Genomic DNA, 14354 nt, shown 5'->3' on the forward strand with positions numbered 1-14354 from the left:
CTCAGACCAGCCGGCGCGACTCCTCCGTGACCACGCGGAACCAGCGCGCGCCGTAGCCGTTGAGGGTCACCGACACGAGCGACCTGTGGTGGCGCACCGCCGTCTTCTACAACCTCGACGTGAAGACGTTCATGGACTGGGACGACGACGGCGTCGGCGACCTCGAGGGCCTCGTCCACCGGATCGACTACCTGGCCGAGCTCGGCGTCAGCTGCCTCTGGCTCGCGCCGTTCTACCGGTCCCCCGGCCGCGACAACGGCTACGACATCAGCGACTTCTACGGAGTGGACGAGCGCTTCGGGCACCACGGCGACGTCGTCGAGGTGATCCGGACCGCCCACGACCGCGGGATGCGCGTGATCGTCGACCTCGTCGTCAACCACACCTCGGACCAGCACCCCTGGTTCCAGGCCGCCCGCTCCTCCCCCGACAGCCCGTACCGCGACTACTACGTCTGGCGCGACGAGCCGCCCGCCGATCAGCCCGCGAACGTGTTCCCGGACGCGGAGGACGGCGTCTGGTTCCGCGACGAGGAGGCGGGCCAGTACTACCTGCACCACTTCTACCGGCACCAGCCCGACCTCAACACCGAGAACCCGGCCGTGCGCGACGAGATCGCGAAGCTCATCGGGTTCTGGCTGCAGCTGGGCGTCGACGGCTTCCGGGTCGACGCGGTGCCCTACCTGATCGAGCCCGGCGAACGCGACGAGCACGAGTGGCTGCGCCTGCTGCGCCGCTTCGTCTCGCGGCGCTCCGGCGAGGCGATGCTGCTGGGCGAGGTCAACGTGACCCGCGAGGAGCAGCTCGGCTTCTTCGGCGGCGAGGACGCGGACGAGCTGTCGATGCAGTTCGACTTCATCGGCAACCAGCGCCTCTACCTCGCGCTGGCCCGCGAGGAGGCGGCGCCGCTCGTCGAGGCGCTCGCGAGCCGCCCCGAGATCTCCGTCGGCAGTCAGTGGGCGAACTTCGCGCGCAACCACGACGAGCTCACCCTCGACCAGCTGAGCGACGACGAGCGCGACGAGGTCTTCGCGGCGTTCGCTCCGGAGCAGTCGCAGCGGATCCACGGGCGCGGCATCGTCCGCCGCCTCCCGCCGATGGTCGACGGCGACCCGCGCCGCGTCCGCCTGGTCCACAGCCTGGTCTTCTCGCTGCCCGGGACCCCGGTGCTGTACTACGGCGAGGAGATCGGGATGGGCGAGAACGCCGACATCCCGGGCCGCAGCGCCGTGCGGACCCCGATGCAGTGGAGCAGCGCTGCCAACGGCGGGTTCTCGCGCGCCGACGCCTCCGACCTGATCGCCGCCCCTCCCGGCGGCGGCTTCGGACCCGAGCACGTGAACGCGGCCGCGCAGCTCCAGGATCCGGACTCGATCCTGGCCCACGTGAAGGGCCTCGCCTGGCTGTACCGGCGGTCGCCGGAGATCGGGTGGGGCGAGTACACGCACCTCCCCTGCGACGAGCCGAGCGTGCTCGCGCACCGGATGTCCGCGTCGACCGGCACGACCGTCGCGGTGCACAACCTGGCGTCGAACCCGCGCACGGCGCACCTGACGCTTCCCGACACCCCCGCCGGGGCGCGGCTGGTCGACTCCCTCGGCGGCGAGTCGCTCCCGCTCGACGAGGACGGCGCCGTGTCGGTGCCCCTCAACGGCTACGGCGCGCGCTGGTTCCGCGTGGTCACGGAGGAGTCGCGCCGGCTGGTCTGAGCGGAGGGGCGGGGCTCTTCTCGACAGTCCAGGAGTCGTCGCAGTCGACCTCGAGTGCGACGGCTCCTGGACTCTCGAGGGAGCGTGCCCGCACGGAGGGCCGGCGCACAGCTCGCACGTGTCAGCCGCACCGCTCGACAGTCCAGGAGTCGTCGCAGTCGACGTCGAGTGCGACGACTCCTGAGTTCTCGCGCGAGCGAGCCGAGCGCGCGGCTCGAGAGTCCAGTAGTCGTCGCAGTCGATCTCGAGTGCGACGACTACTGGACTCTCGAGGGAGGCGGGGCAGGGACGGAGGACGAAAGCACCCACCGCACGAAACGTTACGCACATCGGTCCACAGCATCGTTGACGCCGCCACCCTCCGCCGCCTACCGTGGAGCGCAACGTTTCGACCCCGCCGCCGCACCAGGAGGATCCGCATGGCCCCCACTCCGCCGAGCCACCGCGTCCTCGCGAGCGGCAGCCGCATCCCCGCCATCGGCGCCGGCACGTTCGGCTCCGACCGCTACGACGCCGAGACCGTCGGCCTCGCGGTCGAGCACTCCCTCCGCGCCGGCTTCCGCCTCCTCGACTGCGCCACCGTCTACGGCAACGAGCCGCGCGTCGGCCGGGCGATCGCCGACTCCGGAGTCGACCGCGACGAGCTCTTCGTCATGTCGAAGATCTGGAACGACGCGCACGAGCCCGCGGCGGCCGTCGCCTCCGTCGAGCGCTCGCTCGCCGATCTCGGCCTCGACGTGCTCGACGCCGTCTTCGTGCACTGGCCCTTCCCCAATCACCACCCGCCGCACGCCGAGACCGACGCACGCGATCCGCACGCCCGCCCGTACGTCCACGAGGCGTTCCTCGAGACCTGGCGAGCGCTCGAGAGCCTGGTCGACCGGGGCCTCGTCCGGCACCTCGGCACCTCCAACGTCACCATCCCCAAGCTCGAGCGGATCCTCGCCGACGTCCGCATCGCCCCGCAGCTGAACGAGATGGAGCTGCACCCCTGCTTCCAGCAGCCGGAGCTGTTCCGCTTCTGCCTCGACCACCGCATCCAGCCGATCGGCTACTCGCCGCTGGGCTCGCCGTCGCGGCCGGAGCGCGACCGGGTGGAGGGCGACATCGTCGACATCGAGCACCCCGCGGTGCGGGCGATCGCCGAGGAGCGGGGCGTGCATCCGGCCGTCGTGTGCCTCGCCTGGGCGGTGAACCGCGGCCAGATCCCGATCCCGTTCGCGGTGAAGCCGGAGCAGATCGAGGCGAACCTGGCCGCCGCCTCCCTGGTGCTCACGGCCGAGGAGCAGGAGGCGCTGCGCGGCGCCGAGCGCAACAACCGGCTGATCAAGGGCCAGGTCTTCCTCTGGCCCGGCAGCACCGGCTGGCTCGACCTGTGGGACGCCGACGGCACGATCCCGGGCTGGAGCGGCTACGGCTCGCCCCGCGCCACCCTGTGACGTGGCCACCTACAAGGACCTGCAGCGGCTGACCGGCCTCTCGCTCTCGACCATCTCGAAGCACTACAACGGGCTCCCCGTGCGCCCCGAGAACCGGGCGGCGATCGAGGCGGCGGCCGCCGAGGTCGGCTTCCGCGTCAACGGCTTCGCTCGAGGCCTGCGCTCGCGGCGCTCCCGCACGGTCGGAGTGCTGCTGCCCGCCCTCGACAACGAGTTCCACCTCTCGATCATCGCGGGCCTCGAGCGGGCCCTGCGCGGAGAGGGCATCGGCGTGCTGGTCGGCGTGAGCCGCCCCGAGCCGGGAGCCGCCGTCGACCTGCTGCTCGAGAAGATGGTCGACGGGATCGTGGCGGTGCCGTCCGCGAGCGACGTCGACGCGCTGCGCCGCGCCTCCGAGCAGGGCACCCCCGTGGTGGCCGTCGACTGGATCGACGACGCACTGGTCACCGATCGCGTCGCGCTCGACAACGCGGGCGCCGGCGCCTCCGCCGCCCGCCACCTCCTCGACCACGGCCACCGCTCGATCGCGGTGCTCGGCGGGGAGGACGGAGTGTCCTCCACCCGGGAGCGGACCGCCGGCTTCCTCGCCGCCCTGGCCGAGCGCGGCGTGCACCCCGCCGCCGACGCCGTGGTGCGCGGCCCGCTGACGGTCGAGAGCGGGGTCGCCGCCGTCGAGCGGATCCTCGCCCTGAGCCCCCGGCCGACCGCCCTGTTCGCGAGCAACCGCGAGCTGACGGTCGGCGCCCTGATCGCCCTCGGCGACTCCGGGCTGCGCGTGCCGACGGACCTCTCCGTCGTCGGCTTCGACAACGTCGAGCTGGCCCGCGTGGTCCGCCCGCACCTGACCACGATCGCCCAGCCGACGGAGGCGATCGCCGCCGAGGCCGCCGCCCTCGTCCGCCTCCGCCTCGACTCCGGGGCGGAGCAGCCCGGCCCCCAGGAGCGGAGGCTTCCCGGCCGCCTGCTCGCCGGCTCGTCCGTCGCCCACCTCCACGACCTCTAGGAGCTCCTCTTGCTGACCACGACCCTCCTCCACCCCGAGATCCTGCACGCGCTCGCCCGCGCGGGCCACGGCTCCCGCGTCCTCATCGCCGACGGCAACTACCCCGTCGGCACCACGCTCGGACCGAACTCCGCCCTGGTGCACCTGAACCTCCGGCCCGACATGCTGACCGTCGACGAGATCCTCGACGCCCTGCTCTCGGCGATCGTCGTCGAGGAGGCGACGGTCATGACCCCCGCGCCCGGGATCGACGTCCCCGCGCAGGACGCCTTCCGCCGGTCCCTCGACGGCGTCCCCTTCACCTCGCTCGAGCGGCACGCCTTCTACGCCGAGGCGCGCACCCCCGACGTCGCGCTCACCATCGCCTCGGGCGACCGCCGCATCTACGCGAACCTGATCCTCACGATCGGCGTGCGCCCGGCCGACGCGTCCTGAGCGGGCGGGCGGGGCGTCGTTCCGCCCGCCCCCGCTCCCTGAGAGTCCACGAGGCGTTCTCACGGCCGGCATCCCTACTCTGGTCGGCGTGGATCTCGACACCCTCCTCAACATCGGCCTCGTCGTGCTGTTCGTCCTCCTCGGAGGCGTCTTCGCGGGCACCGAGATGGCCATCGTCAGCCTCCGCGAGAGCCAGGTCCGCGCGATCGAGGCCGGCAGCGAGCGCGGCCGGCGCATCGCCGAGCTCGTCCGCAACCCCAACACGTTCCTCTCCGCGGTCCAGATCGGCGTCACGCTCGCCGGCTTCTTCTCCTCGGCGTACGGCGCCTCGACCATCGCGCCCGACCTCGTACCGCCGCTGCAGTCGCTCGGCCTCTCGGCCTCCGCCGCCTCGACCGTCGCCCTGATCCTGATGACCCTCGTCATCGCGTACCTCTCCCTGGTGCTGGGCGAGCTGGTCCCCAAGCGCCTGGCGATGCAGAAGTCCGTCGCGTTCACCAAGGCCCTCGCGCCCCCGCTCAACGCCCTCGCGCGCCTGATGCGCCCCGTGATCTGGCTGCTGTCCGTCTCGACCGACGCCGTCGTCCGCCTCCTCGGCGCCGACCCGCGCGAGAAGGGCGAGAGCGTCTCGGCCGACGAGGTGCGCGACATGATCTCCAGCAACACCGAGATCCACGAGGACAGCCGCCGGCTGCTCACCGACATCTTCCGCGCGGACGACCGCCGCGTCGCCGAGGTGATGCGCCCGCGCCCGGACGTCGACTTCCTCCGCGGCGCGCTCAGCGTGGCCGAGGGCTACGCGGCGGTCCTCGACCAGCCGCACTCGCGCTACCCGGTGGTCGGCGACGACTTCGACGACGTCCTCGGCTTCGTCCACGTTCGCGACCTGATGTCCGCGTTCCCGGAGGCGGGCCGCGCCGGCACCGCGAGCAGCGTCGCCGACATCACCCGCCCGATCCTCGCGGTCCCCGGCACGACGAAGGTGCTCGCGGCCCTGCGCACCATGCGCCACGACGGCCACCAGATCGCCGTCGTCATCGACGAGTACGGGGGAACCGACGGCATCATCACGCTGGAGGACCTGCTCGAGGAGCTCGTCGGCGAGATCTACGACGAGTACGACGGCGCCCGCCAGGCGGTCGACGCGAAGGCGGCCGAGCAGCTGCACGACGTCGACGGCGGGATGATCCTCGAGGACCTGGCGGAGCAGCTGGGCATCGAGCTGCCCGAGGGTCCGTACGAGACGGTCGGCGGGTTCGTCCTCGACCGGATCGGCCGTGTGGCCGTCGTGGGCGACTCCGTGCTCGTCGGCGACCACCTGCTCCGCGTGGCCGAGACGGACCGCTACCGCATCTCGCGGCTGACCCTCGTGCCGCAGCCCGCGTCGGAGCCGAGCCCGCCGACGACGCCCGCCGTCTGACGGGCGACCGGCCGCCTCTAGGGCAGAGGGCCCTCCACCCAGCGCGTGGCGGCGCGGCCGCGGGCACCGGGCTGCGCGATCCACAGTCCGCCGGCGTGCGGATGACGCGCCCGCTCGTCCGCCGAGAGGTCGCGTGATGCGGAGGTGACGACCGCGATGTCCAGGTCCTCGCCCGCGAAGGCGATGCTGGAGGAGTGCGGGGCGTCGATCCTGATGCCCGCGCCCTCGACCGGGCTGCCGTCGGCCTCGAACACGCGGACGCCGCTCCCGCCCCAGACCGCGACCCACACGCGGCCGTCGGCGTCCACGGTCAGTCCGTCGGCGAACACGCCCTCCTCGAGCTCGACGAAGGGCTCGCGCGGGCCGTGCTCGGCGTCCGCGTAGGAGCGGCGGTGGATCACGCCCGACTCGGTGTCGGCCGAGTACAGCACAGAGCCGTCCGGCGAGAAGCCGAGTCCGTTCGAGAGCCGCAGGTCGTCGTCGAGCACGGTGACGGATCCGTCGTGCTCGATGCGCAGCAGGACGTCGTCGCCCGCCGACTCGCCGAGGGTCAGCGAGCCGACCAGGAGGCGCCCCTGCGGGTCGATCGTGCCGTCGTTGAAGCGGTGCCCCTCCGGCAGCAGCTCGGAGCCGCGCGTGAGGGAGCCGTCGACCTCCAGGATCGCGAGCCGCCGGGTCAGCGCGACGAGCGTCCGCCCGTCGCCCAGGGGCAGCGCGGCGCCGACCTGCTCTCCGACGTCGGTGCGCGAGATCGCTCCGATCCCCTCCGCGGTGACGGGGGCGGACAGGACCGCGCCGGCCTCGATGTCGACCCAGGTGAGGCGGGCGGTGTCCGGATCCCAGACGGGCCCCTCGCTGAGGACGTAGGTGGGGGTGCCCGCGGGCGTCGCGTCGATCATGCCTCCACGCTAGGCCGAGGAGGCGGGCGGTGTCAGGCCCCGCGGGACGGATCCGGGCTCGCGTCCACCGCGCCTCGCTCCGGATCCGGGCCGATGAGCTCCGCGCCTCGCTCCGCCTCCGGGTGGGCACCGATGCCCGGGATACACCCGCTCGGCGGTCCGTGACAAGGGGTGAATAGCCCGGCGATATGGAGCCGCCCGCGGGTCTAGTGTCGTCTCGCCGCGCTCGGGACAGCGTTCCTCCGCAACGACGCCGGGGCGACAGGAAGGCGCTCGCCATGTCGACATCCACCAGTCCGCGCGGCCCGGTCCGGAGCCTCGTGCCCGCCCGCATCGACAGGCTCCCCTGGACCCGCTTCCACTGGTCGATCGTCGTCGGCCTCGGCTTCTCGTGGGTGCTGGACGGACTCGAGATCCAGATCGTCGCCTCCGCCGGCTTCGCGAAGGAGTTCGGGCTCTCGGCCTTCGAGGTCGGCCTGCTCGGCACGATCTACCTGTGCGGGCAGATCGCGGGCGCCCTGATCTTCGGGCGACTGAGCGACAAGCTCGGGCGGCGCAAGCTGTTCATCCTGACGCTCGTCATCTACCTGGTCGCCAGCGGCCTGGCGGGACTCGCGCCGAACTACGTCTTCCTCGCCGTGTTCCGCTTCTTCGCGGGCATGGGGATCGGCGGCGAGTACGCGGCGATCAACTCCGCGATCGACGAGCTCATCCCCTCCAAGTACCGCGGCCGCGTCGACATCGCGATCAACGGCACCTACTGGGGCGGCGCGGCTCTGGGCTCCGCGGCCAACCTGTTCTTCCTGAACGACGCGCTCTTCGCCGAGAACGTCGGCTGGCGCCTCGGCTTCTTCCTCGGCCCGATCCTCGGCCTGGCGATCATCTACCTCCGCCGCCACATCCCCGAGAGCCCCCGCTGGCTGATGACGCACGGCCGCGAGGAGGAGGCGGAGCGCACCGTCGACGAGATCGAGCGCCGAGTGGAGGCGGAGGGCGGCGTGCTCGAGCCGGTCGACGACGCGAAGGCGATCACCGTGAAGGCGACGGAGAGCATCCCGTTCCGCACCATCGCCAGGGTGCTGCTGCGGCAGTACCCGAAGCGGACGCTGGTGGGCGCGACGATGATGATCACCCAGTCGTTCCTCTACAACGCGATCTTCTTCACCTACGCGCTGGTGCTCGAGAACTTCTACGGAGTCGAGCAGAGCGCGATCTCGTACTTCTTCTTCCCGTTCGCGATCGGCAACCTCGTCGGGCCGCTGGTGCTCGGCCACCTGTTCGACGTGTGGGGCCGGCGGAAGATGATCTTCCTCACCTACGGCGTCTCGGGAGCGGTCCTGGCCGTCTCGGCGGTCCTCTTCAGCATGGACGTCCTGACCGCGACGACGCAGACGATCCTCTGGTGCGTGTCGTTCTTCTTCGCCTCCGCGGGAGCCTCGAGCGCCTACCTCACCGTGAGCGAGATCTTCCCGCTCGAGCTGCGCAGCCAGGCGATCTCGTACTTCTTCACCCTCGGCCAGATCGCCGGAGCGGTCGCCCCCGCCCTCTACGGCGCCCTGATCGGCGACGGCAGCGACCGCGGTCCGCTGACGATCGGGTACTTCGTCGGCGCCGCCGTGATGATCCTCGGCGGCGTGATCGCCCTGATCTTCGGCGTCGACGCCGAGCGCCGCAGCCTCGAGAGCATCACCGAGCCCCTGTCGACCGTGAAGTCCTGAGGGCGGATCGCCGCGAGGCCGGGAGCCGTTCCGAGGCGTCTCGGAGCCGGCGTCTCGGGGCCGGCGTGGGCCGCCGTCAGTGGGCCGGGCGGTAGCCGGTCCGGTCGTCGGGGGTGATCGAGCGGAGGACGCGGGCGGGGACGCCGGCCGCGATGGTGAGCGGAGGAACGTCGCGGGTGACGACGCTGCCCGAGCCGATCACGGCCCCGTCGCCGATGGTGACGCCCTGGTTGATCGTGACGCCGCCGCCGATCCAGACGCCGTCGCCGACGACGACCGGCTTCGCGGTGCAGGCGCCGGCGGCGCGCTCGGCCGGGTCGAGGGCGTGGTTCGACGTGTAGATCGAGACGCGCGGGCCGAACAGCACGTCGTCGCCGATCGTGATGGGGGCGCCGTCGAGCAGGATGCAGTCGAAGTTCGCGTAGAAGCGGTCGCCGATCGTGATGTTGAACCCGAACTCGCACCGGAACGTCGGCTCGAGGTGCGCGTCCGCGCCCACCGAGGCGACGAGCTCGCGGAGCAGAGCCTCCCGCTCGACCGGGGGACGCCCGAAGCTCGCGTTGTACGCGTTCGAGGCGAGGACCGCCCGCTCGCGCGCGGCGACGAGCTCGGGGGTCATGTCGTCGTACACGGCGCCGGTCAGGATGTGCGCGCGCTGGTCCTCGAGGGTCATCGTCGTCCGTTCGTCGGTGTCGGCGCCCCGACGGGCGCCCGCCGCCCACGCTACGGGGCCGCCGCGCGCCGGGACACCGCCTCCTCCGCCGACGCACCGCTCCTGCAGCGGTGTCTCGATGACGGAGCGGCGTCTCGGCGCCATCCCGCAGCAGGAGCGGCACCTCCGCGCCGCCACTCCCCCGCCGCGCAGCAGGCGTCAGCCCACGTGCACGCCCGGCCGGCGGTCCCGGCGGGACTCCGCGCGGCGGAGGACCTCGCGGGTGACGGGGGCGACCTCGCCGGTGCCGGTGATGAGGAAGCGGAACATGTTCGAGATGGGGCCGCCCTCGGTCCACTCGAAGTAGACGTCCGGGATCACGCCGGTGAGGTCGCGGATCTCGAGCAGCACCGTGGCGATGGTGTTCGGGATGTTGCCGCTGGTCACCGTGAGCACGCGGAAGCCGTGGCAGACGCGGCCCTGCACGACCAGGTCCTCCTCGAAGTCGGAGGAGTCGGTGGTGTGCACCTCGAGGAAGAGCACCGGCCCGCGCATCGGCAGGTTGCTGTCGCGCTGCTCCTCCGCCAGCTTGTCCCGGTACTCCGCCTCGGAGCCGTCGTCGGGCTCGTTCGCGAGGATGCGGATCACGCCGTAGTCGTCGGCGTCCGTGGTGAGGAAGTCGATCGCGGCGGCGTCGAACACCACGGAGGTGGCGCGCAGCTGGAACGAGCGGTGCACGCGCGAGACGAGCGAGACCGCGAGGATGCCGACGATGAAGACCGCCGCGATCCGCACGCCGTCGGGCCGCTCGACCACGTTCACGACCGTCGTGTAGACGAAGACCAGCGCGATGACCGCGAAGCCCACGGCGCGCTTGCGCTGCTTCCTGCGCTTCGCCGAGAGGAACACGGCGACGGACGCGGAGGTGATCAGCACCAGCACGCCGGTCGCGTAGGCCCCGCCCTGCGCGTCGACGTCGGCGCGGAAGAGGATCGTGATGACGAAGGCCACGACGGTGAAGACCAGCACGAGCGGACGCACGGCGCCGGCCCACTGCGGAGCCATGCCGTAGCGGGGCAGGTAGCGCGGGACGATGTTGAGCAGGCCGGCCAGCGCGGAGGCGCCCGCGAACCAGAGGATGCAGATCGTCGCGATGTCGTACACCGTGCCGAAGCCCTCGCCGAGGTACTCGTGCGCGAGGTAGGCCAGCGCGCGGCCGTTGGCCTCGCCGCCCGGCTGGAACTGCGCCTGCGGGATGAGCAGCGTGGTGACGAAGCTCGAGGTGATGAGGAACGCCGACATCGTGACGGCGGCGGTGATGAGCAGCCGCTTCGCCCCGCGGATGCGGCCGACGGGGGCGTCCTCGGTGTCGCCCGCGTCGCCGCGGATCTGCGGCATGACAGCGACCCCGGTCTCGAAGCCGGAGAGCCCGAGCGCGAGCTTGGGGAACACGATGAGCGCGATGCCGACCATGACCAGCGGATTCCCGTGCTGGGTCGTGAGCGCCGACCACCAGTCGCCGATGACGACGGGGTTCTCGGCCACGTGCCCGATCGCCACGGCGATCACGATCGCGTTGAGCAGGAGGAACACGGCCACGAGCACGACCGCGATCGAGATGGCCTCGCGGAACCCGCGCAGGAACACGATCCCCAGCAGGGCGATCAGCCCCAGCGTGAGCGGCACCTCCGCCCCGTGGAACCAGGCGGGGGCGAACGGGTTCTCGACCGCGTGCGCCGTCGCGTCGGCCGCCGAGAGGGTGATCGTGATCATGAAGTCGGTGGCCGCGAACCCCAGCAGCACCAGCACGAAGAGCTTGCCGCCCCACCAGGGCAGCAGGCGCTCGAGCATCGCGATCGACCCCTCGCCGCGGAAGCTCTCGCGGGCCACGCGGCGGTAGACGGGGAGCGCGCCGAGGAGGGTCAGCACCACCAGGACGATCGTCGCGAGCGGAGAGACGAGGCCCGCGGCGAGCGCCGCGATGGCCGGCTGGTAGCCGAGGGTCGAGAAGTAGTCGACGCCGGTGAGGCACATGACGCGCCACCACGAGTGCGTCCTGCCGGTGGCCGCGTGGGGGCCGGGGTGCGCTCCGGAGTCGTCGCGGAGGCCCTCGAGGAGCCACGCCTTCACCCCGCCCGCGCGCGCGGAGGAGAGAGGGGAGGGTTCGAGGGCGTCGGGGTCGCCACGGACGACGGAAGAGGTCACTGGATGTTTCTACTCGCCGTGAGGAGCGCGCCCGCCCGGAATGAGCGGATCCTCACGCTTTCCTCACGGGTAATCGGCTGTGAAGGGACGTCGGCGCGCGATCCCGCGTCGTGAGGGGGTCGTGAGCGTCGCGCGAGCGGACCGTGCGGATCGGCCCGGTACGCGTCCGCGTTCCGTCAGGATCCCCTTCCACCCGCCGTCGCGGGCCGACGATGGCGCTCGTGCACCTGCTCCTCCGCCTCCTCGACGCCGGTCCCCGCTGGGGCCGCCACACCGTCGGCGCGAGCCGGTACGGCGTCGTCCGGAGCGAGCTCGTGGTCTTCGCGCCCGGCACCTCCGTCGAGGAGCGGAGGCGCCTCCGCCTGCACGCGGCCGGTCCGCAGCTGGTCGTGGCCGTGACGGCCGCCGGCGCCGTCGGGACGCTCGCGCTCGACCGGCTGCCGCTCCTCCTGCTGGCCGCGCTCGCCCTGCCGACCGCGTCGCTCCTGCTCCTCTCGGCCCGCTCGACCCGCCGCCTCCGCCGGGCCTGCGCCCGCCGGCTCGTGATCGCGAACGTCGACTCCCCCGCCGTCGCCGAGCAGGCGGCGATCGCGGCCGTGCTGCGGCGGGCCGGCCGGCTGCTCGACGCCGGCGTCCTCACTCCGCTCGAGCACGAGGAGGTGTGGGCCTGCGCCCACGACCGGGTCGCGGGCCGCGTGGCTGACCGCCGCTCCCAGCCCCGGGCGGGAGGATCGGGGACGTCCGCCACCGATGGGAGCACCTCATGACCACACCGCGCCGCGCACTGATCCTCGTCGACGTGCAGCAGGAGTACTTCAGCGGTCCGCTCGAGATCCAGTACCCGCCGCACGCGCAGTCGCTGCCGAGGATCGCCGCCGCCCTCGACTCCGCCGCCGCCGCGGGCCTCCCGATCGCCGTCGTCCAGCACAGCGCGGGCGAAGGAGCGCCGATCTTCGACCCGTCGGGTCCGTCCTTCGCGCTGCACCCGGAGATCGAGAAGCGCCGCTCGGACTCGTGGAAGAACGTCACGAAGCAGTTCGGCACGGTCTTCGCGGGGACCGACCTGCTCGACTGGCTCCGCGAGCACGACGTCGACACGATCACCCTCGTCGGCTACATGACCAACAACTGCATCCTCGCCTCGGCCGCCGAGGCGGAGACGCACGGGCTCCGCGCCGAGGTCCTCTCCGACGCGACGGGCGCGATCGCGATCGCGAACGACGCCGGCACGATCGACGCGCACTCCCTGCACACCACGCTGATGGCGCTGCTCAACTCGAACTTCGCCGCCGTCGCCCCGACCACCGTCTGGATCTCGGCGCTGAAGGGCGAGTACACCCTCCCCATGAGCAGCCTGCCCGAGTCGGCGACGGCGGGCGCCGCTCGCTGACGGGCACTCCTCCGGACGGATCGGCCGGCTCTACTCTCGGTGCATGGCCCTTCTGCACCGTGCGACGATCACCCCCGGGAAGCTCGAGATCGTGGAGGCATGGGCGCCGACGCAGCCCTGGTGCGAGGGCGGCGGATTCACGCAGCTCGGCGCCTACCGGTTCGACGACCCCGATGGCGAGGTGGGAGTGGAGACGCTGATCGTCCAGTCGTCCGGGCAGCCGCCGCTCCAGGTGCCGCTGACCTACCGCGGCTCGCCTCTCGCCGGCGGTGACGCCCATCTCCTCGCGACCGTCGAGCACACCGTCCTCGGTCGTCGCTGGGTCTACGACGGTGCCGGCGACCCCGTCGCGATCGCCGCCTTCGCCACGGCGATCCGCACCGGCGCCCGGGAGGTCGAGCAGCATTTCGGGGAGGACGGGCAGCGCATCGTCCGCCTGCCGACCGCGACGGTGCAGGGCAGCGGATCAGGCGCCGGAGCGTCCGGGCCGCCGTCGACGGTGCTCGTCCGCAGCGACGCACGGACCACCACGACCTCGGCCGACGGTCTGACTCTCGTCCTCGCGCGGGTCCTCGCGCCGCCGTTCCTCGAGGGCGAGGAGCGGCTGACCGGCAGGTGGAGCGAGGCGCTCCCCGTCACCCTCGCCGTCCTGGCCTGAACCGGCTCCGGTGGTCCGCCGCCCTCCGGGAGGACCTGCTCAGTGGCCGCGCAGTGCCGCGACGGTCCGAGTGGGACTAGTCGTTCAGGTGCGCGATGGCGTAGTCGGCCTCGTCGCTCGTGAACTGCTCCCCGTACTCGCTGGTCAGCTGGTCGCGGATGGCCTCCGGCGCCATCGCCATCTGGGCCTGGTAGTCCTTGGCCTTCGCCAGCGCGTTGGCGTTCCAGTCGGCGGAGACGGTGTCCACCGCGTACTGCGCGGCCTCGGGCGAGAACTGCTCCCCGTACTCGGAGGTGAGCTGGCCGTACAGGCCCGCCTTGCTCATGTGGAGCATCTCGGAGTAGCTCTGCGCCTTGATGAGTGCCGAGGCGAACTCGGGCGAGACCTGCGCAGCAGCCGCCGTCTCGACAGGCGCCGGGGCAGGGGCGACCGTCTCGACGGGTGCGGGCTCCGCCGTCTCGACGGGTGCGGGCTCCGCCGTCTCGACGACCTCCGCCTCCTCCGTGGCCGGCACGACGGGAGCGGTCGTGGGCTCGGACGACTCGACGATCACGGCCGCCGGGCGGTCGCTCGAGGCGGAGTTCACGGCGGCTCCGAAGCCGATCGTCGTCAGGAGCGAGGCGAGGACGGCCAGACCGCCGAGGACGACGCCGGTGATCGACATCGCCTTCGACTGACCGCGGCGGAGGGCGAGGATGCCCAGGACGACGGCGGCGATCCCGACGAGTGCTCCGAAAACCGGCACGAGGCCGACGAGGAACGCGACGATGCCGACGACGAGTGCGGCGATGGCGAGGCCGGTCGGGCCGGTCGCGCGGGGGCGGGG

13 protein-coding genes are annotated in these 14354 nt (G+C 72.3%); 9 read left to right on the forward strand and 4 right to left on the reverse strand.

Annotation, left to right across the window (positions count from 1 at the left end; genetic code table 11):
* Nucleotides 1-59 precede the first annotated feature (59 nt).
* The 5 genes from C5C50_RS15985 (at nt 60) to C5C50_RS16005 (ending at nt 6006) form a co-directional block, all read left to right on the forward strand.
* On the forward strand, nt 60-1709 hold the full coding sequence (locus C5C50_RS15985) for an alpha-amylase family protein (protein WP_104273899.1): 1650 nt from the start codon (nt 60-62) through the stop codon (nt 1707-1709).
* A 419-nt stretch (nt 1710-2128) separates the two neighbouring features.
* Nucleotides 2129-3148: an aldo/keto reductase gene (locus C5C50_RS15990; protein WP_104261686.1), complete on the forward strand. Its 1020-nt coding sequence runs from the start codon at nt 2129-2131 to the stop codon at nt 3146-3148.
* A gap of 1 nt (nt 3149) precedes the next feature.
* Nucleotides 3150-4151 (forward strand): LacI family DNA-binding transcriptional regulator, encoded by a 1002-nt coding sequence (locus tag C5C50_RS15995; protein ID WP_104273900.1) that lies wholly within the window; start codon nt 3150-3152, stop codon nt 4149-4151.
* Nucleotides 4152-4160: 9 nt separating this feature from the next.
* On the forward strand, nt 4161-4586 hold the full coding sequence (locus tag C5C50_RS16000; RefSeq protein WP_104225080.1) for an RbsD/FucU family protein: 426 nt from the start codon (nt 4161-4163) through the stop codon (nt 4584-4586).
* A gap of 88 nt (nt 4587-4674) precedes the next feature.
* Nucleotides 4675-6006: a hemolysin family protein gene (locus tag C5C50_RS16005; RefSeq protein ID WP_104273901.1), complete on the forward strand. Its 1332-nt coding sequence runs from the start codon at nt 4675-4677 to the stop codon at nt 6004-6006.
* 17 nt (nt 6007-6023) lie between these two features.
* Here the strand turns inward: C5C50_RS16005 and C5C50_RS16010 are convergent, their stop codons facing one another.
* Complete coding sequence (locus tag C5C50_RS16010) at nt 6024-6905, reverse strand: SMP-30/gluconolactonase/LRE family protein (RefSeq protein WP_104261684.1); 882 nt, start codon at nt 6903-6905, stop codon at nt 6024-6026.
* Nucleotides 6906-7183: 278 nt separating this feature from the next.
* Between C5C50_RS16010 and C5C50_RS16015 the strand changes: the two genes are divergently transcribed.
* On the forward strand, nt 7184-8623 hold the full coding sequence (locus C5C50_RS16015) for an MFS transporter (protein WP_104225083.1): 1440 nt from the start codon (nt 7184-7186) through the stop codon (nt 8621-8623).
* 76 nt (nt 8624-8699) lie between these two features.
* Here C5C50_RS16015 and C5C50_RS16020 read toward each other — a convergent pair whose 3' ends face one another.
* Complete coding sequence (locus C5C50_RS16020; protein ID WP_104248278.1) at nt 8700-9296, reverse strand: sugar O-acetyltransferase; 597 nt, start codon at nt 9294-9296, stop codon at nt 8700-8702.
* A gap of 198 nt (nt 9297-9494) precedes the next feature.
* On the reverse strand, nt 9495-11480 hold the full coding sequence (locus C5C50_RS16025; RefSeq protein WP_374953067.1) for an amino acid permease: 1986 nt from the start codon (nt 11478-11480) through the stop codon (nt 9495-9497).
* 221 nt (nt 11481-11701) lie between these two features.
* Between C5C50_RS16025 and C5C50_RS16030 the strand changes: the two genes are divergently transcribed.
* Genes C5C50_RS16030 through C5C50_RS16040 form a run of 3 tightly spaced genes read left to right on the forward strand, consistent with a single transcriptional unit; the run spans nt 11702 to nt 13528 of the window.
* Nucleotides 11702-12247, forward strand: a complete 546-nt coding sequence (locus C5C50_RS16030) for a DUF6611 family protein (protein ID WP_146085925.1) — start codon at nt 11702-11704, stop codon at nt 12245-12247.
* On the forward strand, nt 12244-12870 hold the full coding sequence (locus tag C5C50_RS16035; protein ID WP_104248270.1) for an isochorismatase family protein: 627 nt from the start codon (nt 12244-12246) through the stop codon (nt 12868-12870). Before C5C50_RS16030 ends, C5C50_RS16035 begins: the two co-directional genes overlap by 4 nt.
* 43 nt (nt 12871-12913) lie before the next feature.
* Nucleotides 12914-13528: a hypothetical protein gene (locus C5C50_RS16040; protein ID WP_104273903.1), complete on the forward strand. Its 615-nt coding sequence runs from the start codon at nt 12914-12916 to the stop codon at nt 13526-13528.
* 76 nt (nt 13529-13604) lie between these two features.
* Here the strand turns inward: C5C50_RS16040 and C5C50_RS16045 are convergent.
* Nucleotides 13605-14354, reverse strand: a 750-nt coding sequence (locus C5C50_RS16045) for an Ltp family lipoprotein (RefSeq protein ID WP_308471842.1), incomplete at its 5' end; no start/stop codon positions are given.

The organism is Rathayibacter sp. AY1D9 (assembly GCF_002932395.1).
Lineage (GTDB): Bacteria > Actinomycetota > Actinomycetes > Actinomycetales > Microbacteriaceae > Rathayibacter.